At 63.3% G+C, this 24,746-nt stretch carries 23 protein-coding genes and 1 pseudogene; 21 read left to right on the forward strand and 3 right to left on the reverse strand.

The features are described from left to right. Positions 1 to 118: 118 nt before the first annotated feature. Positions 119 to 1,393: a hypothetical protein gene (locus AC5JCN_RS05145; RefSeq protein ID WP_495753954.1), complete on the reverse strand. Its 1,275-nt coding sequence runs from the start codon at positions 1,391 to 1,393 to the stop codon at positions 119 to 121. A 277-nt stretch (positions 1,394 to 1,670) separates the two neighbouring features. Beyond that, positions 1,671 to 2,249, reverse strand: coding sequence for a hypothetical protein (locus AC5JCN_RS05150; protein WP_495753955.1), 579 nt, complete (start codon positions 2,247 to 2,249; stop codon positions 1,671 to 1,673). 693 nt (positions 2,250 to 2,942) lie between these two features. Here AC5JCN_RS05150 and AC5JCN_RS05155 point away from each other — a divergent pair. From AC5JCN_RS05155 to AC5JCN_RS05240, 18 genes are all read left to right on the forward strand, one after another. Next, positions 2,943 to 5,039 carry a secretin GspD/PilQ domain-containing protein gene (locus AC5JCN_RS05155; RefSeq protein ID WP_495753956.1) on the forward strand — a complete coding sequence of 699 codons (2,097 nt, stop codon included), beginning with the start codon at positions 2,943 to 2,945 and terminating at the stop codon, positions 5,037 to 5,039. A 14-nt stretch (positions 5,040 to 5,053) separates the two neighbouring features. Next, positions 5,054 to 5,410, forward strand: a complete 357-nt coding sequence (locus tag AC5JCN_RS05160; protein WP_495753957.1) for a hypothetical protein — start codon at positions 5,054 to 5,056, stop codon at positions 5,408 to 5,410. 15 nt (positions 5,411 to 5,425) lie between these two features. Further along, on the forward strand, positions 5,426 to 6,652 hold the full coding sequence (locus tag AC5JCN_RS05165; protein ID WP_495753958.1) for a hypothetical protein: 1,227 nt from the start codon (positions 5,426 to 5,428) through the stop codon (positions 6,650 to 6,652). A 210-nt stretch (positions 6,653 to 6,862) separates the two neighbouring features. Then, complete coding sequence (locus tag AC5JCN_RS05170; protein ID WP_495753959.1) at positions 6,863 to 7,087, forward strand: EscF/YscF/HrpA family type III secretion system needle major subunit; 225 nt, start codon at positions 6,863 to 6,865, stop codon at positions 7,085 to 7,087. Further along, positions 7,084 to 7,515 (forward strand): hypothetical protein, encoded by a 432-nt coding sequence (locus tag AC5JCN_RS05175; RefSeq protein ID WP_495753960.1) that lies wholly within the window; start codon positions 7,084 to 7,086, stop codon positions 7,513 to 7,515. The genes AC5JCN_RS05170 and AC5JCN_RS05175 overlap by 4 nt, the downstream gene beginning before the upstream one ends. Continuing rightward, the gene (locus tag AC5JCN_RS05180; RefSeq protein WP_495753961.1) at positions 7,512 to 7,928 is read left to right on the forward strand and encodes a hypothetical protein; all 417 of its coding nucleotides are present in this window, start codon (positions 7,512 to 7,514) and stop codon (positions 7,926 to 7,928) included. The genes AC5JCN_RS05175 and AC5JCN_RS05180 overlap by 4 nt, the downstream gene beginning before the upstream one ends. Positions 7,929 to 7,932: 4 nt before the next feature. Beyond that, positions 7,933 to 8,739 carry a type III secretion system inner membrane ring lipoprotein SctJ gene (gene sctJ / locus AC5JCN_RS05185; protein ID WP_495753962.1) on the forward strand — a complete coding sequence of 269 codons (807 nt, stop codon included), beginning with the start codon at positions 7,933 to 7,935 and terminating at the stop codon, positions 8,737 to 8,739. Further along, the gene (locus tag AC5JCN_RS05190) at positions 8,736 to 9,377 is read left to right on the forward strand and encodes a hypothetical protein (protein WP_495753963.1); all 642 of its coding nucleotides are present in this window, start codon (positions 8,736 to 8,738) and stop codon (positions 9,375 to 9,377) included. The genes sctJ and AC5JCN_RS05190 overlap by 4 nt, the downstream gene beginning before the upstream one ends. Further along, complete coding sequence (locus tag AC5JCN_RS05195) at positions 9,374 to 10,024, forward strand: FliH/SctL family protein (protein WP_495753964.1); 651 nt, start codon at positions 9,374 to 9,376, stop codon at positions 10,022 to 10,024. Before AC5JCN_RS05190 ends, AC5JCN_RS05195 begins: the two co-directional genes overlap by 4 nt. Then, the gene (locus tag AC5JCN_RS05200; RefSeq protein WP_495753965.1) at positions 10,021 to 11,361 is read left to right on the forward strand and encodes a FliI/YscN family ATPase; all 1,341 of its coding nucleotides are present in this window, start codon (positions 10,021 to 10,023) and stop codon (positions 11,359 to 11,361) included. The genes AC5JCN_RS05195 and AC5JCN_RS05200 overlap by 4 nt, the downstream gene beginning before the upstream one ends. After that, on the forward strand, positions 11,358 to 11,825 hold the full coding sequence (locus tag AC5JCN_RS05205; protein WP_495753966.1) for a hypothetical protein: 468 nt from the start codon (positions 11,358 to 11,360) through the stop codon (positions 11,823 to 11,825). Before AC5JCN_RS05200 ends, AC5JCN_RS05205 begins: the two co-directional genes overlap by 4 nt. A 494-nt stretch (positions 11,826 to 12,319) precedes the next feature. After that, the gene (locus AC5JCN_RS05210; protein ID WP_495753967.1) at positions 12,320 to 12,592 is read left to right on the forward strand and encodes a hypothetical protein; all 273 of its coding nucleotides are present in this window, start codon (positions 12,320 to 12,322) and stop codon (positions 12,590 to 12,592) included. Next, on the forward strand, positions 12,579 to 13,700 hold the full coding sequence (locus AC5JCN_RS05215) for a FliM/FliN family flagellar motor switch protein (protein ID WP_495753968.1): 1,122 nt from the start codon (positions 12,579 to 12,581) through the stop codon (positions 13,698 to 13,700). Before AC5JCN_RS05210 ends, AC5JCN_RS05215 begins: the two co-directional genes overlap by 14 nt. After that, on the forward strand, positions 13,663 to 14,322 hold the full coding sequence (gene sctR / locus AC5JCN_RS05220) for a type III secretion system export apparatus subunit SctR (RefSeq protein WP_495753969.1): 660 nt from the start codon (positions 13,663 to 13,665) through the stop codon (positions 14,320 to 14,322). Before AC5JCN_RS05215 ends, sctR begins: the two co-directional genes overlap by 38 nt. A gap of 72 nt (positions 14,323 to 14,394) precedes the next feature. After that, the gene (locus AC5JCN_RS05225; RefSeq protein ID WP_495753976.1) at positions 14,395 to 14,637 is read left to right on the forward strand and encodes an EscS/YscS/HrcS family type III secretion system export apparatus protein; all 243 of its coding nucleotides are present in this window, start codon (positions 14,395 to 14,397) and stop codon (positions 14,635 to 14,637) included. 1 nt (position 14,638) lies between these two features. Then, complete coding sequence (locus tag AC5JCN_RS05230) at positions 14,639 to 15,460, forward strand: EscT/YscT/HrcT family type III secretion system export apparatus protein (protein ID WP_495753970.1); 822 nt, start codon at positions 14,639 to 14,641, stop codon at positions 15,458 to 15,460. Next, entirely contained in the window at positions 15,457 to 16,524 is a 1,068-nt protein-coding gene (locus AC5JCN_RS05235; RefSeq protein WP_495753971.1) for an EscU/YscU/HrcU family type III secretion system export apparatus switch protein, read from the forward strand. Before AC5JCN_RS05230 ends, AC5JCN_RS05235 begins: the two co-directional genes overlap by 4 nt. A 1-nt stretch (position 16,525) precedes the next feature. Beyond that, positions 16,526 to 17,131 carry a hypothetical protein gene (locus tag AC5JCN_RS05240; protein WP_495753972.1) on the forward strand — a complete coding sequence of 202 codons (606 nt, stop codon included), beginning with the start codon at positions 16,526 to 16,528 and terminating at the stop codon, positions 17,129 to 17,131. Here the strand turns inward: AC5JCN_RS05240 and AC5JCN_RS05245 are convergent. Continuing rightward, positions 17,126 to 17,338, reverse strand: a complete 213-nt coding sequence (locus AC5JCN_RS05245; RefSeq protein ID WP_495753978.1) for a hypothetical protein — start codon at positions 17,336 to 17,338, stop codon at positions 17,126 to 17,128. The two genes, AC5JCN_RS05240 and AC5JCN_RS05245, sit on opposite strands and share 6 nt — an antisense overlap. On the opposite strand from AC5JCN_RS05245, the gene sctV reads away from it, so the two are divergent. The 3 genes and pseudogenes from sctV to AC5JCN_RS05260 form a co-directional block, all read left to right on the forward strand. Further along, on the forward strand, positions 17,250 to 19,283 hold the full coding sequence (gene sctV / locus AC5JCN_RS05250; protein WP_495753977.1) for a type III secretion system export apparatus subunit SctV: 2,034 nt from the start codon (positions 17,250 to 17,252) through the stop codon (positions 19,281 to 19,283). The two genes, AC5JCN_RS05245 and sctV, sit on opposite strands and share 89 nt — an antisense overlap. A 129-nt stretch (positions 19,284 to 19,412) precedes the next feature. Beyond that, a complete protein-coding gene (locus AC5JCN_RS05255; protein ID WP_495753973.1) occupies positions 19,413 to 20,822 on the forward strand; it encodes a hypothetical protein in 1,410 nt (469 codons plus the stop codon). 69 nt (positions 20,823 to 20,891) lie between these two features. Continuing rightward, a pseudogene (locus tag AC5JCN_RS05260) lies at positions 20,892 to 24,746 on the forward strand (hypothetical protein); the annotation flags it as partial.

Raw genomic sequence — 24,746 nt, forward strand, 5'->3', positions numbered from 1 at the left:
CTGTTCGGCAATGAGGGGCGGAACTCCACCGCCCGGGGAAGCGACGAATTCGTCGGGAAATCGCTGAGAGAAAATGGAGAGCGGCGCCCGCAGCAAAGGCGGGCGCCGCCCCCTGTCATCAGAAGTTCGAGTCGATCGACTTATCGACAGACTTGATGTCGTTGATGATCTTCGACGCGGATTCGTACGCGGTCTGCTGGGAGGCAAGAGCGTACTGCAGCTGGATCTGAAGCTCCTGGCTGATCTGGCTGAGGCCAGTCGCCAGCTGGTCCATGCGATGCTGCGCGGCCGTGACCTGAGCCTCTGTGAGAGTGTACGTTTTCACACCATGGCTGTCCGTATGTTCTACGCCGACCAGCTTGCTCTTTTCGTCATAGTGCGAATTGAGCTTTGCAAACGTTTCCGCAGACACAGTGGCCGAGCCATCAGTCCCCGTGGCTGTCGAAAGCGCCGCCTGGGTATCGGCGATGTCCTTGTTCTTGTCCGCTTCCACGAGAAGGCGGTGCGACAAGGACTCGATGCGTGAGTTCGCGACGGCAGCGAAGGCCAGGAAAGCCATGATGGCGATAAAGTCGGCCACCGCCGACGGGTCCATGCTGGGATCCATAAACAGATCAGCCGCCGCCGACCGGCCTGCGGATGATGCTCCACCCGCCGATCCCGATGCCTGCGCGGCTCCACTGCCGCTGCCTGACGCCGCAGCGGCACCACCGCCCGTCCCTGTGCCGGCATGGGCAGCGTTATCGCTTCCTCCGGCAGGCGACTTCACGTTGTTTGAAGACCCAGGCGACTGAGTGTTACCGACGGGCGACTGAGTATTGCGCGAGCTGTCGAGAGTGGGAAGTAGCGCCTTATTTACGTTCGCAAACACGTCAGGATTGTCCTTGACAATCTTGGTCATGTTCTTCTCGAAGGTGTCGGTAGAGTGCTGCACCTGATGTTCACGCAGGTCCCGCTTTTCGGCAATCTTCTCCTTCACGGAGGTTGCCGACTTTTCCACGCGGTGTGCGAGGGATTTCACAACCGACTTCTCGTGACCCGTCAGCGAATGGCCGTGCGCGGCTTTCCAGAGAACCTTCCTCTCGAAACCCTTGAACGTCATGCCCGTCGCATGAATACCCATGCCCGCGAACTGGCTGACGATCGTCTTGTCGAGCAATTTCTGCGCGGCCTGGCGGAAGTCAGGATCGCCTTCATTTCCTGCCTTCAGATGCCGGCCAGCGGTGATCAGGTCGTCGCAGGCCTTGTCCTTGGCTTCAAAGTTGTGGATCCGGCCGAAAAGCTCGGCCTGCCACTCGATGCTCTTCGAGAGGCTGGCATCGAGCAAACTAGGATCTTGAATGTTCGCCCAGGCATAAGCGTAATTTGCCCCGGCAATATCGAGCTGTGACATCGGAAATACCTTTCTCAAACATCGAGCCACGCAAAGTGGCGAAAGCTGCCAAAAAGACAGGCCGGCAAATACTGAATGACGACTGTTTCATTTTGATGTCGCGGATTACGCGGCGACGCGTTTGCGGCGTGCCAGCCCGGTTCGCCAGTCGACCGGGTGACGCGCGACCCGTGATGCGCTTCGCTTGGCTCGCAGCAGTCGAAAAGCACTGCGTTGTCGCAGGAAATACAAAAAAAGCGCCAGCCGGATGACCGGCTGGCGCTTCTCTGGGCGGCGATCAGAAGTTCGAGTCGATCGACTTGCCCTGCGACTTGATGTCGTTGATGATCTTCGACGCAGATTCATACGCGGTCTGCTGCGAGGCGAGAGCGTACTGCAGCTGGACCTGGAGTTCCTGGCTGATCTGGCTCAGGCCAGTCGCCAGCTGATCCATGCGATGCTGAGCGGCGGTCACCTGATCCGAGGTGAGATGATACGTCGTCTTGTTGTCTTTAGTTTCGGCCTCCGGCTTGAGCTGATCCTCAGACTTGTAGTGCGAATTGATCTTGGCGAGCGTACCCACAGACACGTCAGCTGAGCCATCAGTGCTAGTAGCCGTGGAGAGTGCCGCCTGCGTATCGGCGATTTCCTTGTTCTTGTCCGCTTCAACGAGAAGGCGGTGGGACAGGGATTCGATGCGGGCGTTGGAGACCGCGGCGAAGGCGAGGAAGGCCTCGATGGCGATCACGTCGGCTAGCGCGCTCGGGTCCATGCTGAAACTACCAACGCTGTTGGCGAGCGAGCGGATGGTGTCCTCAATGCCGCTGAAGTGTCCGTCCGTGGACGTGGACGTGGACGTGGACGTAGCGTCGACCATGGGAATCTCCTGTGGATAAATGAAGAGTTGAAAGTTCGCGGTGTCTTTGAACCGGACCAATTCCGGAGACCGCGAGACAGTATTTAGCCAGCCTGTATTGCAGTTTGATGTCGAAGCCGAAATTTTTCACGAAATGCGATTGCTATTCGTGCGCCCCGGCCGACGCCGCGCGGCAGCGGCCCTCGCCTTCCCTCAGTCCGGGCCAAGTGTCTGGCCAGTGTCTAGAAGGAAAAGCGCGCGCCAGTACGCGCGCGCGAGGAGTGACTCTCGTTTCCGCGACTCGCCAGGCGGGCTTCCCAGGGACGGCCCGCACCGTTCAGCGCCCGCCGGAGCCGCGCCGGCCTCCCTGCCGGATGCGCGTACAAAATCAGTATACAACCGTTACGTGTAGTACTGGCCGCGATCACACAGCAAATCGCGAGGGCGTTCATGATCGTACACACGGTAAAATGCCCCGGCTCCGGGCGTGTCATTTCAGCTTCATAACCGATCGTTAGGCATTGCGGCGTGGCGGGTGGCCTTGCCAACTTGTCTACTCATTTTACTTTCGATTGGTATTTTACGTTGTTGCATACTGTCGCCGTCGGCGCGAAAATCAGACCGATACTTGCAATTTCATTGACGCTTTCTCTCTCCACCGGGTTGGCGAGTTGCGCCTCGCGCGACGAGTCCGGCCCTTACGGTGTCGATTTCATGATCCCTGCAGCACTCACGTCACCGTCGAGGAATCGCGCCGCGATCCAGCCGAGAGGCAGTGCTGGCGGCGTTCCGCAGCAGGCGCCGGTTTTCGACCGGGGCGACGCGGACGGCAGCTCGCAGATCGATCTTGGATCGTCCACTGCCCCGGCGGCCGCGGAGCCGATCGTCAATGCTGACGATCTCATCGTCCAGGCGGTCGCGAAGGATGTCCTGACGTCGTGGAACTTCAGGGACGCGCCGCTCGGCGATGTCGCCCGCGCCGTGTCGCGGCAGGTCAACGTGGACATCGCCGTGCCGGAGAGGGAGGCGGCGGTGCCCGTCACCTTCGTGGCCGACAAGACGCCCTTGCGGTCCTCCGTCGTGGAACTCGCCCGGACGCTTGCGCCGCAAGGGTTCGTGGTGACGCGCTCGGGCAAGGCTTTCGAAATCCGCAGGCAGGCCAAGCCGGTCGGGGACGAGCAGGGCCGCACAGTGCTGCGCCCGGGCAATGTTTCCGTCACCTCGCTCGGGGCCGTGCTCAAGCAATACTATCCCGATCTCGACGTCGTCGTGCTCGAGCACGAGCGGGCCGTCTCCCTGTCGGGTGACCCCGAGCGCCTCGCCGACGCAGCTTCTGTGTCGGCGGCGATCGACAGCCGCCTGACCGGCCGTGGCGGCGTCGCGCTGTTGCCCTTGCGCGGCGCATCGGCGCGTGAGGTGGCAAGGGACGCCCAGGACCTCGCCGACAAAAGCCGGCCAGCGGGTGGCATCGCGCTGATTGCCCTGGCGCGCGCCAACGCCGTGCTCGCCGTGGCGCGCAACGACGCCGACCTCAGCTGGATCAGCCGCTGGATCAGCCGGCTGGATTTGGCGTCCCGGCAGAACGCCGCACTTCAGTCCCTGCCGATCGTCAACCGCGACGCGGCCGCCGTGGCCAAGCTCATCGCGCCGCTGTTCGCGGCGGCCGAACCGGCGACGGCGGAGCAGCACGCCCCCGCAACGGCAATGGTGCCCCGGCCGGCGTCGGGAGGCGCGCCGGCGGCTGATGGATCCGCGCCTGGCGCCGCTCCCGTCGACTCGGAAAGCGGTATCGCGCCTGCGGTCGCGGCCCCTGAGTTGGCCGCGCCGGATGCGGGCTCGACGCGCGGCCTGACGATCGCCGTCGATGCGGAGAGGAACGCCCTCATCTTGTCCGGGCCGCCACAACTCATCGCCGCAGCCGAACGGGCCGCCCGGGCTCTCGACAAGGCGTCTCGGCAGATATTCCTGCAGGCGGCCATCATCGAGGTCAGTCTCGGCGACGACATGCAGCTCGGAGCCGACGTGCTGTACTCCGGCTCGAAGGTCAAGGCCACGGCATCGGGTGGCCGCACCGGCCCGGGCGGGACGTTCGGCGTCGACGAGGCCTTGTCCGTCCTGCCCCTGGCGCGGACGCTCGGGGGCGGCCTGGGCTTCCTGATCAACACCTCCGATCTCAAATCCATCATCACCGCGATCCAGAACCGGTCAAAATCCCGGCTTCTGTCCGCGCCTCGCCTTCTCGTGACCGAGAATGAAGAGGGCGAGATCCATGTCGGCGACAAGGTCCCCATCCTGTCCAAGCAGTCCGACTCGAACTCCGTCATCGCAAGCGGCCCGTCGATCGCCTATGTCGACACCGGCATCACGCTGAAGGTTCGGCCCCGCATCGCGTCCGAGGACGTCGTCCGGCTCAACATCGAGCAGTCCGCCGCTTCGGCGACGATCACGACCTCGTCGGGCATCGACTCGCCCACCATCCAGCAGCGGCGGCTGTCCAGCACGATTAACATCGCGAGCGGCCAGACCGTCGCCCTCGGCGGTCTGATCAAGAGCAGCGACACGGTCGAAACGGCCGGTATTCCGCTCCTTTCGGATATCCCGGTTCTCGGTGCGGCCCTCGCCGGCCGCGGCGAGAGACGCGAGCGCTCCGATCTGCTGGTTCTGCTCACGGTTCGCGTCGTCGACGGCTCCGAAATGCTCGGCGACCTCACGGACGAGCTGAAGTCCGAACTCAACGCAAGCGCGGCAAGGGCAAGACGGACGGGGCCCACCCCGCTGCGCGACACGTTCACCTCTCCAACCACGCACTAAAGGGAACTGCGACCATGTCGACCGCTGCCAAGAACCCCTACGAAGGCTCCGAAGACGAGGCCGTGCACTTCTCGACGCGCGAGGCGACCGAGCTCTGCGAGCGGGCGCTCTCCTTCGTCGCCAAGACTGAGAAGATGAACGAAGCAATTCTGATCGACCATGGCTTTGATCCCGCGACCTTCGAGAAGGTCAAGGCGGAAGCCGCAGAGCAGATGCCTCCGATCTACGAGGATGTTGTCGCGGCCGTGGTGCAGCGCAACTACGAAGAGGCCATGGGCGTCTCGGCGGACGAAGCCGAAGAGGCCACCGAAGAGCTGGCGAAGCCGACTGTTGCGCAGGATTTCGCGCAACAGGTCATCTTCACAGCCTGACCGGAGATCTACGCCATGGCCTGGCTCTCCATCATCAACGGGTTTCATGCTGGCGCCGCAATCCGGCTCGGCCCGGGGCGGTGGACGGTCGGGTGCGATCTCGATGCCGACATCGTCCTGAGCGACCTGGACGCCGGAGCGGGCTACTCCATCGTGGTGAAGGGCTGGTCGGCGACAGTGATCGGGAACGAGGGCCCAAACGGGACATCACACCTGATCCACGTTGGCGACGCGCTTTCGTTGGGGCCCGTCAATGCGCGCTTCACGGCGCTTGCTCCAAAAGGTACTCACCACTGGGCAATGGCCAGCGTCCATTCAATGGCGCGCGTTGGCCGAAGCCTGGGACAGCTGGCACCGCGGGCGCTGATCGGTGCCCCCGTTTTCGGCTGCGCGATGACCCTCGGCATAGCAAGCCCGGTCGACCACGGCATGTCTCGACCCACGGCGACATTGGCGGAGGTCTTGCGCGAGGCGGAAACGGGGGCGCACCTCCTGCCACGGCTTACAGCGCTGGAAACCTCGGGTGCGGCCGTCATCAGTGGCGCGCTGACTCACCCGGGCGATCTCCACCGGATCAAGGCGGCGGTCCAGGCCAAATGGCACAAACCGCTGATCTTTCACGTCGCAGTCATGGAAAAGATGGTCCCGGAGATCGAGAGTGCAGCGCTCAGCATGCATCTGACCGTCACGGTATCCGTGCGGGACGATGAACTGGTGCTGACGGGCTTCGCCTGGAACGACGAAGAGAAGTCCAGGTTCCTGAAGATCGTGAAAGAAGAAATTGCTCAGTTCAGCAATGTACTGGACGAGATCTGGACACCGCAACTGATTGCACAGGCCGTGGCGGAAGCTGCGGCCCGGGACAACCTGAAGTCGGCGTGGAAGCTGAAGGATGCAGGTGCGTCGATGCAACTGCGCGTGAGGCTCGCCGGCGAGTCAGAGCGGGACGCCTGGGCCCAGTTGATGCAGAGAATCGTCCCGGCCGGAATCGCATCTTTGGTCAAGCTGGACCTTGTCGACCCGCTGTCGCTGCCGGCAATCGATGGCGTGAACCTCGCGCGCCATCCCACCCTCCTGCTGGAGGGAGGTGGCGAGGTAAGGGTCGGCTCGCTTCTTGGACAGCGGAACGAGATTGTCGCCATCGATGACGACGGAGTACTCGTCCGCAGCGACGACGAAACAATACGCGTGCCCTACTCCCGTCCCCCTCACTGGATTGTCTGGGAGAACATCGACCCATGACATTCGGTGAAATTCTCGCGGGGGTCGCCGGACCGGACGAGACCACCGCGTCTGTCCGGCACCGCCTTCTTCTTTCGCTGCAGGCTCTCTCGGCGGAATTGGCGCAAGGGCTCCCCGCGTCTCGCTATCAGGAAGCACTCCGGCTTCACGACTCGTGCCGGCGCGCTATCGACCTTTTTGAATTACTCGCAGGTACAGGAGACGACTTCCATGTCGAACAGCTCAGTAACAATGCTCGATCCGATTTTCGCCTATCAGAAGCAATACGAGATGAGCATGGCGAATACGGCCAGCCAGATCAATCCGTCGAGCCCGGGAGACCTCCTGAGGTTTCAGCAGGACATCACCAATTACTCGGTCGCGACTGGCGCAGCCTCGGGAGCTCTCCACGCGCTCCAACAGATGATGCAGGGAATCGCCCAGAAGATTGGATGACGGCGCAGAACGGCATCGTGAGTGTCAATGTCGTCGCGACGGCCCGCGCCGTCGTGGCGGTCGCTTTTGCTGCTTCGCTGGTGGGCCGCCACGCTGCTGCCAGCGCCGCTCTGGACGAGCTGCCCGACTTGCCGGGTGTCTCCAGGGCCCGCCACCTCGTCGCGCTGGTTCCTTGCGCGAACCCCAGGACCGACGGCGCACGCATGGAGCTTCTGCCGGCAACCAGCCCTGAAGACCCGGAACTCATCGTCGCGCGGGCCCTCCTGCTGAGGATGGGCGGGCACGACGAGGAGGCCGAGGGTCTCGTCGCGTTCGTGCCCGACGAGACCTGGACGACCCCCGGGATGCAGGACGCTTTCGCCTATCTCCGGCAGTCGACGGCATCCCATGCGTCGTCGATGGCCCAATCCGTGGACCCGCAACGATGACCGCTACGCTGATGGTGTCGAGTGCACTGACGACGAGTGCACCGGCGGGAGGAAACACGGTCGCGACCAGCCCGGCGCTCGCCGATGACCGGGCGCGGTTCCGTTCCCTCGTCTCGGCCGGCTCAGGAAAGGAAGGGCAGGTCACCCAGGCCGCCGAGCAGCCGCCGGCCGCGCCCAACGACGCGACGCAATTCTCCCGGTGGGTCGATCACACGCGGGATGACTTTTCGCACACCATGAAAAGGGTCAGCGAGATCGTCGCGCCGGAAGGCGCCCTGGCAGGCAGCCCGGTTCAACTCCTCTTGGAGACGCAGCTGGACGTTCTGCGGGTGACAATCCAGATCGACGTCATGACGCATGTCGGCTCGAAGGGAATGCAGAACTTCGAGACCTTCCTGAAGAACCAGGGCTGACCGGATGATTGGCCAGAAGGAAGCCAAGCTCCCGCGGGTCGCCACGTCGATTGTCATACTCGGCGCGGCACTTTTTCTCACTGGCTGCGTGCGGAAGGTCAGTCTTGTCACGGGTCTGAACGATCAGGAGGCGGTCGCCATTCTCGCCTCCCTCTACAAGGAGAATGTCCACGCCGAAAAGCTCGTGGACCGCTCGGGATCCACGGCCATCCTCGTCCCCGAGGAAGATATCGGCCGTGCTACTGTCCTCCTCCAAGAACTCGGGCTCCCTCATCCGAAGATCGAAGGAATTGAGACCCTCTTCAAGCGAGAGGGAATGATCTCATCGCCGGGCGAAGAGAGGGTCCGCCTGTATTTCGGGCTTTCGCAAGAACTAACCAAGACCTTGATGGCGATCGACGGCGTCACCTCGGCCAGGGTCCATATCGTCATTCCCGATGCGGCTGACGGCAAGGCCTCGCCACCAACGGGGGCTGCGGTGATGCTGCGGCATCGCGGCGAATTCCAGGGCGACGTCGACAAGGTCCGCCAGCTCATCGCCAACAGCGTTCCCGGCTTGGCCTACTCCGCCGTGACCGTCTATCTCTTCGAGTCTCAGCCCAGCACTGCTGAAACACTTCCTCGTCCAGCCCTTCCGCACGAACAGCCAGATATGAAGATGGTGGCGGGAGTTCTTGCGGGAACGACGGCAACATCCCTCCTGGCTTTGGTCACGGTGTGGTTCCGGTCACGCAGGCGGCAGAACGGCGAGACCGCCTCCGGGCCGTTCTCGTCCTTGCGGCGTCTGTTAGGTCTGGGGAGGCCAGCGTGACGATGCCCTCCCCTCCCGAGAGGCTTTGCCCCGATCACTGGCGGGCGTTCGTCTCGTTCTCGACCGAAATCGCCATGCTTCAAGTGCCTCACCGCTCCCTGTCCCAAGAAGCGCTCGACAGCCTCGAAGCGTGTGGGCCGGCACGCGCTGCGGTGCTGACCTGGTCGCTGCGCTCTCGCGGAGACCGCTCGGCCTCTCTGCTGAACGAACCCGAGCTGCTGCTGTTCATCGACGCCGCTCGTCGCGACAAGAACCTGGTCCGCGCGGCCGGTTTCCGCGCTCAGGCTCCCAACATTCGCGGATTTGTCGACGGAGCCGCACTGCGCCGCGTCCTGTCTCCGATGGACTTCGCATCCCTGCGGGCCGGTCTTCTCGACACGCAGAAGCGTCCGCCATTGGCTCTTCCCGCGAGCTTGAGATGGCCTGCCGAACTCGACCGCTGGAACAGGGTTGCGCACGATACGGGCCTGTATTGCATGGCTCAGGCCATGTTCCCGGTCGACAATCCCGAACATCGCTTCATGGAGAGAACGTTCGGAGAGCTCCCCCTCTCGTGGGGACGTACCGCGACCAGCGACAACAGGACGGCCTCCCTGGCCGTGCTGATGGCAACGCTTCAAGCGGCAGAACCAACATGAGAAAACTCCCGTTCGACCCCTCGGCGGCCGGTGACATGACGCCCGGCCTCGTTATTTCCCGCGAAGCCACGCGAGCTGCCGCGACGGCTCACGACATGCTCCATCGCGCCACGAGCGAGGCCGAACGCATCCTCGACGCGGCAAAAACCCAAGCTGCGGAGATCGAGGCAGAAGCGGCAGCGAGGGTCCGCGCAAGCGAGGAAGAGGGTTACGCGGCGGGCTTCGCTACCGGCCAACGAGAAGCCATCTCCCGGCTTCTGGCGCAGCGGGAGCCACGGCATGCGGCCGCATCGAGCCAGATCGCGACGGCACGCGACATCATTGGCCAGGCGCTGGATCGATTGCTGCACCACGATCTGCGTCGCGAAGCCCTCGACGGCGCCATCAATCGCGCCTTGGCCTATGCGGTGAATGCCAAGCCGCTACGCCTCCTCATCAATGACGACGACGCAGGTCATATCACGGGGTCTCTGGCCGACCTTGAAACGAGAAACGTGGACGTCATCAGGGATGTCTCTCTCGCTCGCGGATCCTGCGTCCTCGAGACGCCCGACGGTCGCGTTGACGCCTCTCTTTCCATTGCAGTGGAAACCCTGCTGGAGTCGCTGACAGGGCCAGAGGGCGAACCAGCCGAGGCCGCGGCATGATTCACGTTGCGCAGCCTGACCCCGAAATGGCGTCACCCGTCCTGCGTATCAACGGATGGACGCCCGAGCGCTTGCTTGGGAACGTCATCGACGCCACCGGACAATATATTCGCGCCACCGTACCGAAGGGCGGAGTCGGAGACGTCTGCACGATCCTGGCCGACGGCGGGCGGCGCCGGATACCAGGCGAAATCACCGCCGTTTTCAGGGAGAGCGTCACGATTGCAGCCTTGGGTGACCTGCGCGGCGTGAGCGCCGGAACCCCGATTGCACTCGAAAACCGCGCCCCCTGGGTGGCAGCAGGCGACTCTCTGCTGGGCGAAACGGTGGACTTTGAAGGCCGGCCGCTGGATCCTGCGCGGCTTCCGCCCTTCGGCACCCACAAGGCCAGCGTCTATCGCACGGCGCCGAACCCAATCAGCCGACCGCCCATCAGCGAGCGCCTCGAGACCGGCGTTCGCGCCATCGACATGCTCCTGACCATCGGCAAGGGGCAGCGCGTCGGCATCTTCGCGCCCGCCGGATGCGGGAAGAGCACGCTGTGCGGCATGATTGCCCGGGGTATCGCGGCCGACGTGGACGTCTGTGCGCTCATCGGCGAGCGCGGCCGCGAGGTGCGGGAGTTTATCGAAAACGAACTTCCCGAGCAAACGCGGTCCCGCACCATCACGGTCGTCGCAACGTCTGACCGCCCTGCCATGGAACGCGTGCGGGCCTCCTATGCCGCCCTTACGCTTTGCGAACATTATCGCGACCAGGGCAAGACGGTCGTCCTGCTTTTCGACTCGCTGACGCGTTATGCGCGCGCCCTGCGCGAAGTCGCACTCGCGGCGGGAGAACTTCCGTCCCGGCGTGGCTTCCCTCCGTCTGTATTCGCGACGATGCCGCAGCTTATAGAACGTACGGGCGCAGTGGCGGGCGGCAGCATTACGGCCTTTTTCACTGTCCTGGTGGAAGGCGAGGAACTCGGGGATCCCATTGCGGAAGAGGCCAAGTCCCTTCTTGACGGGCATGTCTCCTTGAATTCCGGCCTCGCAGCCGAAGGTCACTTTCCCGCCATTGATGTTCTCGCAAGCCTAAGCCGATGCATGAAGCTCGTCGCAGCGGACGAGCAGATCCACGAAGCCGCGACGTTGAGACAGTTGATGTCCCGGTACAAGGACGTCGAGTTGCTGCTCAAGATCGGCGAATACAAGCGAGGAGCGGATCGGCTGTCGGACATTGCCATCGGCCGGCGAGACGAGATCCGCAGTTTCCTGTGCCAACGGACGGCCGACCGCGCTGACTTCGACCAAGGCAGGGCGGCGCTGGCCAAAATTGCGGACCTCGATCGATGATGTCGCGGTTGAAGACGATCCGTGATGGCCGCTTGAAGACGGCGGAAGCGGCGCAATCCGAGGCCAGGCGCGCCCTGGACGTGTCGCGCGAGGCATCGACCAAGACAGACCTCATCAGACATCTCACGGGCGTGCTGCTGGAGGCGCTTCAAAGCGATCCGGACCCCGAATCTCTGACCCGTACCGAGAATGCTGACGAGGCATTCGCCGAGTATAGGGTTAGCCGCGCCAGCATCTACGCCTGGCAGATGACGCTCAGGGCTGAACGAGACATCGAAACGGCAATGCGGAAGGCGAGGCTTGCCGACGCGCAAGCCGTACAGCGTCGTAAATCTCTCGAGAGCATCTCGCATTTCCAAACCCTCCGCCGCTCGGAGCGCATGGCGATCAATGCTGCGCGGGAGGAAGCCGCAATGGACGAGATAATCCCCGTCGCCGCTCCCGCCCGGACCGCATGGTCATGACAATCGAGTCAAGCCCACCCGTGCCAGCCGGAGCGCCTGCCCCTGAACCAAGGCTGACTCCGGAGCAAGAGACTTCCGACATCCGTTCGGCGAGGGACGCGTTCAGGGCAAGGCTCGCCCAGCAACGCGAATCGCCTGCGCCACACCAGGAGGCCAGAACGTCTGCCGGCCTGGCGACCACCGCAAACCGGGTTTTGCGCCTCGTTCGCCGGCCCGACCGCCATGACTCCGGTGCCGCTCGCCTCACCCAGTTGGAAGGCGAACCTGCTATCCCGGATCCAACAGCGGTTGCCTTGCAGCCCGACCACCGCGAGCGAAGCGACGCTTTGGAAACGCGCGCAAAAGCCGACGCAGCCACACAGCGCCATTCGAACGCCAACCACGCTCTGCAGCACCCGTTTCGGCCGACATTGGACGCGGTTGGTCCTCGAACACCACATGACATGATGGCCGGGCCGTCCCATCGGAGATCCCATGGCGACGGAGCTCTTGGATTGGAGCGGGGCGCGGAAGGTTCAGCCTTGTTCGGTCAGGCAAACCTGGAAACGTCGTTCACCGTGCATCTCCAGGACCACTCGGTGATCTCTGTCGACCTTCTGGTCCACGCAGGTGAGGTCATGGCCAGGATTGCAGTCCAGGGGAACGCCTTCAGCCGCCTGCGCGCGGGTCAGACGGAAATTGAGCGGCGCCTGCGCAAGCGTCTCGAGAGCGTCGTGGTCGTCGAGATCTCCGAAAACGCGGAGGAGCGCGGACATGGCGAAAACTGATCGCCTGTCGCTGCGCCACGTTCCCAGAGAACTCGCCGCCGGCCTGAGCGCAGTGGCGCAGCGGGCAGCATGGCGTCACTTCCGGGTTCATGACCGCGAACTCGCCTTCGACTTCTGTTGGGACGAGTGGGTTCTGGATGAGCCCCGAAGCGGCTCTGCCGGACAGCAGTCCCGCGAACTGAACGGCGGGACCCATGTCTCGGCGAGCCCGCTCGTGGAACTGACGATGTATCTCGGGCAGGCCGAACTCGTACTGCGCGTGTGGGAACTGCCGATCCATCTGCCCTTGCTGCAGGAAGCGCTGGGAACCGTTGACTCGCTGCTGCCGACCGACCTTCGCGATGCCTTGCTCACGGCTGCACTCCACGGGATCGCTGAACTCGTGGAAGGATCAGGGCTCGGGCGACCAGCATGGTCCTTTGATCCGCCGAGGCAGGACGGCGGGCGGCGCCTGCTCGGCCGTATCTTTGCAGTCGATGGAACAACCCGGGGGCTGATGGCAGAGGTGAGGGCGACGGGGGACGACCTCGTTGCCCTGGAGCAACCGCTGCGAGCACTTCCGTCCCCGCGGCATTCGTGGCCAGACCTCGTCATTACGTCTGCGCTCGAAATCGCAAGTTTCTCATGGACGCTCGAGAAGCTTCGGGCGCTCGCCGCCGGAGACCTCGTGATTTTATCTCTGGCGAGTAATTCCCCAGATGTATTGGCTGGGCGCCTCGTCGTGTCCGGCTACGGTACATTCCCTGTAAAAATCCATGGCCACCATCTCTCAATTGACGGTTCAATGATGAATTCCAGCAGCGACACACATCATCCAGAATTATTGCCTTCCTCCATCGATCAGATTCGGGTGGATGTGAAATGCATTCTCTCCGATGTGCAGATGACCGTGGGAGAAGTGGGTGGCCTCGCGCCGGGCACGATCATCACGCTGCCCGGCGACCCGATCCGTTCGGCTCAATTGCGCGTCACGGGCCAGGTGGTCGCCACCGGCGAGATCGTGAGCGTCGGCGACTCAATTGCATTTCTCGTGACGTCAGTCGCGAACAGTCATTTCAGAGAGCCCAACGATGCTGGATCTGGCGCAGAACTTTCCGAATCCCGTTGACCTTCTCTTTGTCCTTGTCGGGCTTGCTCTGATCCCTTTCGTCGTCGTCATGGTGACATGCTACACAAAGCTCATTGTCATCCTGATGTTGCTGCGAAATGCCATGGGTCTTCAAAACGTTCCACCGACCTTTGCGCTGAATGGAATTACGTTGCTGCTGAGCCTGTTTATCATGGCTCCTGTCCTGCAAACCTCCTACGCCTATCTGAAGACATGGAATCCCGCGCGCGATGGGCGAGACATCATTGCCCAGTTCGAACCAGCCTTCGCGCCATTTTCCGAATTCATGCTTGCGCATTCATCCGAGAAGGACCGCGCCTTCTACACCAGCGCCGCGGCCGAAATCTGGAAGGGCAAGGAGGTTCCAAAGGTCACGGAACAGAACCCGTTCATCCTCATTCCGGCGTTTGTGACCGGAGAACTCACCCGGGCTTTCGAAGCCGGCTTCCTCCTGTTCTTGCCGTTTCTCGTCATTGATCTCGTCGTGGCTGCATCTTTGTCGGCCATGGGGATGCAGATGGTTCAGCCGACTGCCATCGGGCTGCCGTTGAAAGTCCTTCTCTTTGTGCAGGTGGATGGATGGAGGCTGATTTTGAATAGCCTCATACTGAGCTACCGCTAAGCGAAGTATATCACATTTATTGATTGCTCCGAATATTGCAAGGTCAAGTCTATGGCTATCGATCCGACGTTAATGCTTGAGAAGACGTTTGTGTTTGCCGCGAGGGTGGCGGTGCCGGCCATTCTGGCGGCGAGCGCCGCGGGCGTCCTCTTTTCCCTCGTTCAGGCCGTCACCCAGATCGGTGACCAGACCATGTCCAGCGGCGCCAAGATGGCCGTGGTGGGTCTCGTCTTCGTGCTCATGGCGCAGGGATTCGGGAGCGAGCTCTTGAAGTTCACCGCCCTATCCTTTCTCGGCATCGCGGACGTCCACTGACGTGCACATCGAAGCCTCCCCAGACCTGCTCTACCTCATCATCCTGGCGTCGGCCCGGCTGGGCGCATGCCTTTATGTCGTGCCGCTCTTTTCGGCACGAGCCATCCAGCACATGACGCGGCTCGCCATCTTCGTCAGCCTCAGCCTCCCCTTTGTCGTTTCGGTCGTCCTGGCCAAGGACGCCCCCGCACTTGGCCTGTGGACGGTGATGCCGATCCTCTTCAAGGAAATCGCCATCGGGATCTTGCTCGGCCTGCCAGTGGCAGCGATCTGGTGGGGCCTGCGCAGTGCAGGGTTTCTGATCGACCAGCAACGGTCTTTCGGCGCCGCCCAGGCTGAACACACCGCCTTGGTCGAGGCGAGCACGATTCTGGGTTCAGCTTTCGAGTGGGCCGGTACATTGGTGTTGCTGCATAGCGGCGCCATCTCCCTTCTCGTTTTGACAGTCTATCGGTCCTACGGCGTCTGGGGCCTGTGGGAAGGCTATCCAGGTGGTGGCGAGGAGATCTGGGTCGCACTGTCCGCGTGCGTTCAAACGATGGTTCATGTTCTCGGGCTGGTTGCGGCTCTTCCGCTGCTCAGCATTCTCGTTATGGAAATCGGCGTTTTCCTCGCCTCTCGCTCCGCCCCGAACATTGCGTCGGACATCCTCGTTCTTCCGATCAAGCTGACCATGTCGGCGATCTTCGCCCTGTTCGCCTTCGGCTATGCGGTCCGCAACGGCGATCTGCAACGCTTGCTCCACACGCCGGCCGCCGTGATGGCCGGCAAGTCCTTTCACCCGCCGGAGGTCCCGCTCCCTCGCGAGAGCCCGAAGCGATGACGGCGTCCAAAACGGAAAAGCCCACCAGCAAGAAGCTGAGGGACCTGAGAGATCAGGGTCAGATTGCCCTCAGCGCGGAAATGGCGCGGCTCGCGGCCGCGGTGGGTTTCATGGTGGGCGTCGCGCTGTTCGGCCCGGCATCCTGGCCAGCGATCATGTCCTTCACCGCCGACGCAGTGGCCGGCACCGAGCAGCCTGGCAACATATCGCGCGTCCTCGCTCGCATCGGCGAGACGGTCGCGCCTGTCATTCTCGGGTCCATCCTGATCGCCAGCGTAGCCTCGGTGCTGACGACCCTCTTCCAGACGAGGTTCCTGATCTCCTTTGCGCGACTGCAACTGTCGACCGACAAGCTCAACCCTGTTCAGAATCTCAAGAATCTTTTCTCCTTGGCGTCAGTTCTCAACGTCTTGCGCCAGATCACCGTCACGGCCGTCATCATGACGGCCATCTTGTGGACGGAGCGGCGTTTGCTGGGAACGCAGGGGCTGTGGAATTTCTGCGGCCTGTCCTGCCTGCGCGACGTCCTCGTCGCTGTAGGCGTTCCCCTTGTCCTGTTCGGAACGGCAACGGTCCTCGCCGCAGGGTATATCGATCACCTGCTGCAACTGAGGAACTTCACGAAGAGAAATATGATGTCGAAGAACGACATCCGGGATGAGCGAAAGCAAACCGATGGCCGTCCGGAGATCAAGTCTCAGCAGCGATCTCTCAGGCGAGAGGCGGCGCAACCAGACCCCCGGAGAACCGCGTCCGAGGCGTCCGTCCTGGTGGTGAACCCCACCCATATCGCGGTGGCGATGGTCTATGACGAAGAGGTCGACCGCCTGCCGATTGTCACGGCGAAGTATGATGGCCTGTTCGCCCAGGTGATGAAGCAGTCTGCCGCGAGCGCCGGCGTTCCCATCATTGAACACCCCCCACTCGCGCGCGGGCTGTTCCGGGATAGTGAAGTCGACGAGGAGATACCGTCCCAATACCTGGACGATGTCGCCGATATATTTCGGAAAGTATTCGAAGGCGTCCTGGCCGAGGAGGATATGGACGGTGATCACTCCCCCTAGCGTGTCAATCGCGCCGGGCGGCCGGCTCGAAGCGTGCCTCGAACAGCTCGGCCAGGACGGGCGCTACGACCATGTATGGCCGGCTCTACGGGCCCTCCTCGAAGAGGATATCGACTTTGCGGTTTTCGAGGACGAAGCCGAACGGTCCCTGATGCGGGAAGAGGACGTGCTCACGCTCGTCGCGCGATCGCCCGGGCAGTGGGCGATCGACATGGCCGATCGATTTGGGGTGGAGCTTTTCGTCGCCTATCTCGATCCGGCGATTGCCCTGACACGGCTCATGCTGCGCTACCAGCCGCATCTCGGGCCCGCTGCCTCTCCCCCGTCGGCCCTCGCTATCGCTCTCGACGATCTCTACCGCGTCCTCGCCTATCTGCGGGAGTTCGGAGACCGTCCGCAGATCGGGATTTTCTGTCTGAGGTGCATCGAATTCAGGATCACCAAGGAACAGATCGACACGTTCATGGCCGATTGGCACGCACGCGGTGAAGGCGCGCTGACCGCGAGAGACCTGGTTTCGGCACTCGAGAACGTTCCTCTTTCGTTCAAGGGCGGCAAGTCCCTTATTGGCGCCAATATTGGCATGCTCAGGCAAATTCTCTCATGAAATCGCGCCGTATTTCGACCCCCGGCTTTCAGCAATCTGGAATTCCAGCCGCCGAGGCAGCTCGATGAGTTTGATACGATCCAACTTCTCAGCCTCCAGCCTGGTGATATCCGGCGTCGTGGCCGGGGTTTTGCTCATCATCATCGTCCCCTTGCCCACATGGATGCTGGACATTCTGCTCGGCCTCAGCATTTCGTCGTCGGTCATGGCATTGATGATCGCGGTCAACATCGACCGAGCCTTGCTGTTCGCGTCCTACCCGTCCGTCCTGCTCCTGCTGACCCTTTTCAGACTGGCGCTCAGCCTAGCCACGACGCGCGCCATCCTTGCCGACGGCGAGGCAGGTCAGATCGTGCAGACATTCGGATCCCTGGTGGCGGCCGGAAACATCGTGGTGGGGCTCGTCCTCTTTTCGCTCGTTACGGTCGTCCAGATGCTCGTCATCACCAAGGGCGCGGAGCGTGTCGCCGAGGTCGCCGCGCGTTTCACGCTGGACTCGATGCCGGGTCGCCAGATGAGCATTGACGCTGACCTCAGGGCGGGCCTCGCCAGCAAGGACGACGTCAAACTGCGTCGCGACGAGGTTCAACGAGAAAGCGAACTCTATGGCGCCCTCGATGGCGCGATGAAGTTCGTCAAGGGTGACGCGATCGCCACCCTGATCTTCGTGATCGTGAACATCGTCGGCGGCATCGCCATCGGCGTTCTCCAGCATGGGCTGACCTTCGCAGGAGCGCTGGAAAGCTACACGATCCTGACGATCGGCGACGGACTGGCGGCCCAGCTTCCGTCGCTTCTGACGTCCATTACCGCTGGCTTCATCGTCTCGCGTGTGCGAGACGACAGCCGTCCGGGCGGCATCGGCGACCAGATGTTTTCGGAAATGCACGCGCAACCGCGCGGGCTGATTGCCACCGCGATCCTGCTGGCGGCAATGGCCCTCGTTCCGGGCCTCCCTTCGACGGTTTTTCTCTTTCTCGCGGTGGGCTTGGGCGGTTGGTGCTATGTCGCGATCACGCGCGCTGGATCGGCATCAAACCAGGACAACGGTGCCGGCGCCGGGCGCGAAGGTCCTGACGGGGCGAGACCCTTCAAGCCAGGCGAGAAGATCGGCCTTGTCCCGCTCAGGCCCATTGTCGTGCAGCACAATTACGACGTGGTGCTCAAGAAGCCGATGGAGGCCGAGAAGAAGCTCGAAGACATGCGGCTTCGGATCTACTACGAACTCGGCCTTCCCTTGCCCGCCATCGTGCTTCTGCACGACCCGGCCATGCCGCCGGAGCAGGCCGCAGTCTTCGTGAATGAAATCCTGGTCCGGAAATTCGACTTTCCCTCCACGCACACGATGGTGTTTGCCCGGCGCAGCAGCCTGCGTGCCATCGGCCTCAATGACCAAGCTGAGCCGGCGCTGGACGGAGACGCTTGCTGGATCCATCGATCACATGAGGGCAAGCTCGCAGCTGCCGGGATCCAGCCGCTTGCTCCGGAAATCGTTTTTGCCGAGCACGTCGGACGCGCACTGCAGGGCAGCGCTTCTGAATTCCTGGGCATCCAGCAGGTGCGCGAAATGCTGGCGAGCCTGGAGACCATGTCTCCCGACCTCGTCCGCGAAGCGGCGAAGGCGACGACCATCCCCCGGGCCGCAGATGTCCTGCAACGCCTCGTGTCTGAAGGTGTCTCGATCCGCGACATGAACGCGATCTTGACGGCGCTTATTGAGTTCGCGCCGCGCGACAAGGACCCGGTTGCCCTGGTCGAATCAGTTCGCGGCCATCTCAGACGTCACATCTGCGGGCGGCTCGGGCGCGACAAGATGGTCGTTCCAAGCTTCGTGTGTGGCCAAAAGGTCGAGACGCTCATCCGCGAGTCGATCAGGCAGACGCCCGGCGGGTCTTTCATGAATCTGACGCGGGTTCAGTCCACGACCCTCATGTCGGAGTTCCGGAACCAGATCGGAAACATCGCAGATCGTGGAGTGGTCCCGATCGTCCTCTGCGCTCCCGATGTCAGGCGCTACGTCCGAAAACTCATCGAGGCCGAGTATCCGACGGTCTCCGTTCTGAGCTACGCGGAACTCGCCAATGATTTCAAGGTTCAGAATGTCGGTGAAATCAGGCTTCCCGATCCCGCCGCCCGTGTCGCGGCGGAATGATGCGGACCGCCGAAGTCACGGCGGGTTAGCCGGTTGACCGCACCGTGCGAACGCGTCGCGCCAGCGTCACCAAACTGAGAGACCGCGGGGCTATGTTGGTTGGGCGCCTTTTTGTGGTGGCGTCCGCGCGTGGGCCTCGGCCGGCTCGCTGTCATTTGCTGGCAGCGTGATCTTGTCCGGGGCAGCGACCGGATCGAGTGTTTTGGACGGTATCGTAGGACTGCGCTGGCCGTTTGTGGCGCTGAAGCAATCATTCTTGGTTTAGAGCACATTTCAAAAGGAGATTTCATCATGCCCGAAGCATTGGACAGCGCTAGTTTAAGCTCCTCGAACTACATGTCTTACTTTCTCAGCGAGCTCTCCAGCAGCGGCTCAGCCGGGAACAGTGCCGATTTGACTGCCGGAGCCGCGTCTCCCGGTGGCGACGCGACAAGTCTCGCCGCCATCTTTGCACGGCTGACGATGGTGGTCGTCAATGCGTCCAACCAGGGCACGAAGCTGCAGCAAATCGCGACCAACATGGTCCAGGCGCAACACGCCTTCGAGACACAGATGGAGGAGATCCAGAAGTCGATCGAGGACGCGGAGAGGGCCCACAAGGCGGACTGCATCCAGAAGGTCATCATGGCGGTCACGGTCGCCTTCGCCGCCATCCTCGACATCGTAACCCTGGGCATCGCGACCCCGCTCACGGCAGCTATTACGGCTGCGGCGATCACAGTCGCGGTCCTGACGGAAGTCCTGTCGGCGACGAACGTCCTCAACAAGATACCCGAGCTTGGCTACGCGCTGATGGCTCTCACCGTGGCTCTGACCGGGGGCGCCGCCCTCGCAGGACGGGCGGTCGGGGAAGGTGTCGGCGCCGCGGTCAAGGCGGCCGAAGAGGCGGCCGAACAGGCGGCTCAGGGTGGATCGAAGGCTGTCGCGGCCGGCACGTCGAAGCCAGGCCAGGCTGGACGCGTGGCGGAAGACACGCGCAGCGCCCGGGCTGCCGACGAGGCCGAGGACGCCGCACGCGAGATCAGCCCCGAGGTGTTGCGTGCCGAACAGGAGCTACTCCAGAAAAACATCGTGCGAAACGGCCTCTCGGCGGTGGGCGACGATATCAAGCGCCTTGCGGAGAAGCTCGCCGAGGCCGCCCAGAATGCCGGATCGGATTCGACCGACATTGCCGCGGCCAAGTCGCTCCAGGCGAATCTCAAAAGTCCCAGCGTGACCGCCCCGTTCGCGAAGGTGAAGCAATGGCTGACGGCCCATGAGGAGGGCTTCTACATCGCCAGCGGTGCCATCACGTCTGCCGGAACGATGATGTCCGGCGGAGCGGGCGTGGCGAAAGGGATCATCGAGATGAAGGCAGCCGGACATGAGAAGGCAGCCAACGTCGCGGCCGCGGAAGTCGACGAGATCAACATGATGATCAAGAAGCTGTTCGATCTCCTGAAGACGGACAGCCAGGTCGACGAGTCCTCGTCCAAGTCGTTCAACGACTGGCTCTCAGGTCAACGCTCTGTGGCCGAGGACGTCACCGAGCGTTCCTGACGTCGCGGCTCGCTTCCCGGCATCGCTCTCTCCGGCCATCGGCCGAACACCCTTCTTGAAGGTGCAATCATGTCTGCTTCAATCGAAACCTCGCGCGACGCCATGATCGCCTATGGCGCGCTAGTCATTGAAAATAAGCGTCACCAGATCGAAAACGGCGAGCTCCACCTCGACTCGCTCATCGAGGAACTGAAGGAAGTCATGCATCGGGGCAATGCCGCCGAAATGCAGGCCTTCAATCTCGTGATGTTCCAGGAACTCGGGATGGGGCTCATCTCGCTGGGTTCGCTCGAGCGATCCGCGATCGACGAGAAGATCGAGCAGAGCTTCCATGCCGCCCTCAATGCCGCGAGCGAACGGTACAAGGCAGCCATGGCGCAGGGCGCGGCCGACATCGCCGGCGGCGTCGCGGAATTCGCCATGGCCGGTTACGCGCTGCGCGACACAATGAAGAACTTCAACAAGTTCATCTTTGTCGACGACGTCAAGAACACCTTCAAGGAACTCGAAACTTTCGGCAAGGTCAGCACGACGGCCAAGGAGGGTCTGGACAAGGCTCGCGAGACGAAGACATCAGCTCATAAGGACCATGACGACGCCCAAAGGGAAAAGGTCGAGGCCCAGAAGGCCGTCGACGACCTCAACAACCGGCAGCATAACGTCGAAGAAATGGGCGAGGCCCAGGCCAGGCTGACGGCCGCCCAGACCAAGGAAGACAAGGCCAAGACGAAGGCTGACGAGGCCGACAAGGCTGTCACGGCCGCGGAAAAGAAGCTGAAGGAGGCGGAAAAGGCGGTTGTAGGCATCGAGATCAAGCTCGATGAACTCCTCAACCGCGGCGGCGTCCACAGCCTCGAAATGTACGGTGTCCGCAAGCCCGAGAACTACGAGAAGCCGAAGCACGCCGACCCGGCTGCGGCCGATCCCGCGCCCGCTACAGCCGCTCGAGCGGTTCCGGCCGCCCCTCCGGCAGCAGGGGCAGGCACTCCGCCTGTTCATCCCGGCTCTCCCGGAGCAGGTGATCCGCCGGCGTCCGGCACAGGCGGCGCCTCCCCTGGCGCCGGCGGTGGAACGACCACACCCCCGGTCACCCAGACCAGCCCCGGACCCGGTGTCACGGTCGTCCATCATGCGGAAGCCCCCGCCCTTGGCGCCGGTCAACTGGTCACGCAAGGCGTACGGCCCGCTGGGCAGGTTAGCGACGCGCTCTTTGACGGGCCGACGAATCCGGCACCGACCCTTTCCTCCAGCCGAAATCCGGCAGGCGGCGGGTCGGTTCAACCGGCGGCAACCCCTGCCGTCGGGTTGGGCGGCCCGGTGACGGTTTTTCCCGTCAGGCTGGTTCAGGATCGCTCAAACGACGACATCATGCGGGACTTCAATCTCGGACGATCAGCACAGGTGCTGGAGCAGCATCTTCTCCAGCGCTCCGGTGAGGCTCACGCCGGCTTTCCCGGCAACGGCGTTGGCCATGTGTCTGCGAACCGGGAGTTGCCCGAGGCGCAGGACAAGGCGGCTCCTCCGGCGATGCGTGCTGAAGACACCGCCGAGGCAGCGCCGGCTGCGATCCGCGAATCCGCCCAGGCAGGACAGGCATTCCGCGAGTTCAGGGCGGAGCAGGGTGAGGATCGCACGCTGATCATGGGCGAACACCCCGATCAGGCGCAAACCCGCAACGCCGAAGCGGAGGGTGGCTCCTACGCGCAGTTCGGGGCCGAGATGCGGGAGATGCACGGCGACAACTGGCGCCAGCACCTCATGCTCGGCGAGGGGCCGCCCCCGGCAGCCCAGGAGCTGCAGCATCGCGAACCCGCCCAGCCGGGACAGGCATTCCGCGAGTTCAGGGCGGAGCAGGGTGAGGATCGCACGCTGATCATGGGCGAACACCCCGATCAGGCGCAAACCCGCAACGCCGAAGCGGAGGGTGGCTCCTACGCGCAGTTCGGGGCCGAGATGCGGGAGATGCACGGCGACAACTGGCGCCAGCACCTCATGCTCGGCGAGGGGCCGCCCCCGGCAGCCCAGGAGCTGCAGCATCGCGAACCCGCCCAGCCGGGACAGGCATTCCGCGAGTTCAGGGCGGAGCAGGGTGAGGATCGCACGCTGATCATGGGCGAACACCCCGATCAGGCGCAAACCCGCAACGCCGAAGCGGAGGGTGGCTCCTACGCGCAGTTCGGGGCCGAGATGCGGGAGATGCACGGCGACAACTGGCGCCAGCACCTCATGCTCGGCGAGGGGCCGCCCCCGGCAGCCCAGGAGCTGCAGCATCGCGAACCCGCCCAGCCGGGACAGGCATTCCGCGAGTTCAGGGCGGAGCAGGGTGAGGATCGCACGCTGATCATGGGCGAACACCCCGATCAGGCGCAAACCCGCAACGCCGAAGCGGAGGGTGGCTCCTACGCGCAGTTCGGGGCCGAGATGCGGGAGATGCACGGCGACAACTGGCGCCAGCACCTCATGCTCGGCGAGGGGCCGCCCCCGGCAGCCCAGGAGCTGCAGCATCGCGAACCCGCCCAGCCGGGACAGGCATTCCGCGAGTTCAGGGCGGAGCAGGGTGAAGATCGCACGCTGATCATGGGCGACGCTGGCCCTCATCAACTGGCCGGCGTCGACCGACCGGGTCATGAGGCTGCTGGAGGGGCTCCGGACGGTCTTGTCGACAGAAACGAGAGGGCCAATCGCCCCATCACCGATATGGAAGCTTATTCCGATCGTGGAGCGATTCACCTTTCTCCGGCCGAAAGGGAAATCGCCGAAGCGCGTTTCAGCCAGGCTCTGGACGACTATGCCGCAACCTTCGTCCAGAGGGAGCGTGATCCAACCTCGGAGAACATCTACGCCGCCCACCAAGCCAGGGAAGCTTTCGACGCGGCCGAAGCTCGATTGCCAGCTTATGGCGCGGCTCCGTCAAATTTTTCTGGACCAAGCGCCGGGCACCTGAACGATCCCGCGCATCCAGCGGCTCCGGATGGTCTTGTCGACAGTAACGAGAAGGCCAATCGCCCCATCACCGATATGGACGACTATGCCGATCGGGGAGCGATCCCCCATTCCCAGGGCGACAGGGACATTGCAGAGGCGCACTCGAACAACGCGCTGAACGACTATGTCGCTGCATTCCTTCGGAGGGAAAGGGACCCGCGTGTTGGGGACGGTCCGGTCGACCAGGCCAGGGGCGCTTTCGAAGCGGCCGAGACGCGGCTTGCGGCGGCAACGAGGCTGAAGGACGGAACTACAAAGATTGAAGAACAGGCCTCAAACGGCGGAAAGCACGACGGCAAAGGCGGACAAGAGGGCACCCTCGCACCGCAGGGCCAATCAGACCAGGTGTCGTCGCACGGTGCAAACGTCGCCGGCAATCCAGCAGGCGACGTGGCCTCCGCCGACCGGCCGGCCAACTCCGGCACGCAGGAATCGCATGTGTCGCCGCAGGGAAAACCGCAGGAGCTTGCCGCTGCCAAGCAGGGAAGCGATCTCCCCGCCGACAACGACTTCGGCCCACCCGCGCCGACGCACCCGGTTGTCCCACGGAATGCGCAAGAACCGCAGGCAGGGCCGCGAGTGGTCAACGGCGCGCTGACGCCCGATAGGGGCAGCCCAGTCCACGGCAGGGCCGACACCGTCACGCCCGCCGACGCGCTGACGCCCGATAGGGGCAGCCCAGTCCACCGCAGGACCGACACCGTCACGCCCGCCGACGCGCTGACGCCCGATAGGGGCAGCCCAGTCCACCGCAGGACCGACACCGTCACGCCCGCCGACGCGCTGACGCCCGATAGGGGCAGCCCAGTCCACCGCAGGACCGACACCGTCACGCCCGCCGACGCGCTGACGCCCGATAGGGGCAGCCCAGTCCACCGCAGGACCGACACCGTCACGCCCGCCGACGCGCTGACGCCCGATAGGGGCAGCCCAGTCCAC

The sequence above is a fragment of the Alsobacter sp. genome, from assembly GCF_059501845.1.

What these genes read in the sequence shown, in the direction of transcription:
- AC5JCN_RS05145 (WP_495753954.1), bottom strand. Translation starts at nt 1,393, where the DNA reads ATGTCACAGCTCGATATTGCCGGGGCAAATTACGCTTATGCCTGGGCG.
- AC5JCN_RS05150 (WP_495753955.1), bottom strand. Translation starts at nt 2,249, where the DNA reads ATGGTCGACGCTACGTCCACGTCCACGTCCACGTCCACGGACGGACAC.
- AC5JCN_RS05155 (WP_495753956.1), top strand. Translation starts at nt 2,943, where the DNA reads ATGATCCCTGCAGCACTCACGTCACCGTCGAGGAATCGCGCCGCGATC.
- AC5JCN_RS05160 (WP_495753957.1), top strand. Translation starts at nt 5,054, where the DNA reads ATGTCGACCGCTGCCAAGAACCCCTACGAAGGCTCCGAAGACGAGGCC.
- AC5JCN_RS05165 (WP_495753958.1), top strand. Translation starts at nt 5,426, where the DNA reads ATGGCCTGGCTCTCCATCATCAACGGGTTTCATGCTGGCGCCGCAATC.
- AC5JCN_RS05170 (WP_495753959.1), top strand. Translation starts at nt 6,863, where the DNA reads ATGTCGAACAGCTCAGTAACAATGCTCGATCCGATTTTCGCCTATCAG.
- AC5JCN_RS05175 (WP_495753960.1), top strand. Translation starts at nt 7,084, where the DNA reads ATGACGGCGCAGAACGGCATCGTGAGTGTCAATGTCGTCGCGACGGCC.
- AC5JCN_RS05180 (WP_495753961.1), top strand. Translation starts at nt 7,512, where the DNA reads ATGACCGCTACGCTGATGGTGTCGAGTGCACTGACGACGAGTGCACCG.
- sctJ (WP_495753962.1), top strand. Translation starts at nt 7,933, where the DNA reads ATGATTGGCCAGAAGGAAGCCAAGCTCCCGCGGGTCGCCACGTCGATT.
- AC5JCN_RS05195 (WP_495753964.1), top strand. Translation starts at nt 9,374, where the DNA reads ATGAGAAAACTCCCGTTCGACCCCTCGGCGGCCGGTGACATGACGCCC.
- AC5JCN_RS05200 (WP_495753965.1), top strand. Translation starts at nt 10,021, where the DNA reads ATGATTCACGTTGCGCAGCCTGACCCCGAAATGGCGTCACCCGTCCTG.
- AC5JCN_RS05205 (WP_495753966.1), top strand. Translation starts at nt 11,358, where the DNA reads ATGATGTCGCGGTTGAAGACGATCCGTGATGGCCGCTTGAAGACGGCG.
- AC5JCN_RS05215 (WP_495753968.1), top strand. Translation starts at nt 12,579, where the DNA reads ATGGCGAAAACTGATCGCCTGTCGCTGCGCCACGTTCCCAGAGAACTC.
- sctR (WP_495753969.1), top strand. Translation starts at nt 13,663, where the DNA reads ATGCTGGATCTGGCGCAGAACTTTCCGAATCCCGTTGACCTTCTCTTT.
- AC5JCN_RS05225 (WP_495753976.1), top strand. Translation starts at nt 14,395, where the DNA reads ATGCTTGAGAAGACGTTTGTGTTTGCCGCGAGGGTGGCGGTGCCGGCC.
- AC5JCN_RS05235 (WP_495753971.1), top strand. Translation starts at nt 15,457, where the DNA reads ATGACGGCGTCCAAAACGGAAAAGCCCACCAGCAAGAAGCTGAGGGAC.
- AC5JCN_RS05245 (WP_495753978.1), bottom strand. Translation starts at nt 17,338, where the DNA reads ATGACCGACGACGAAATGCTGAGGCCGAGCAGAATGTCCAGCATCCAT.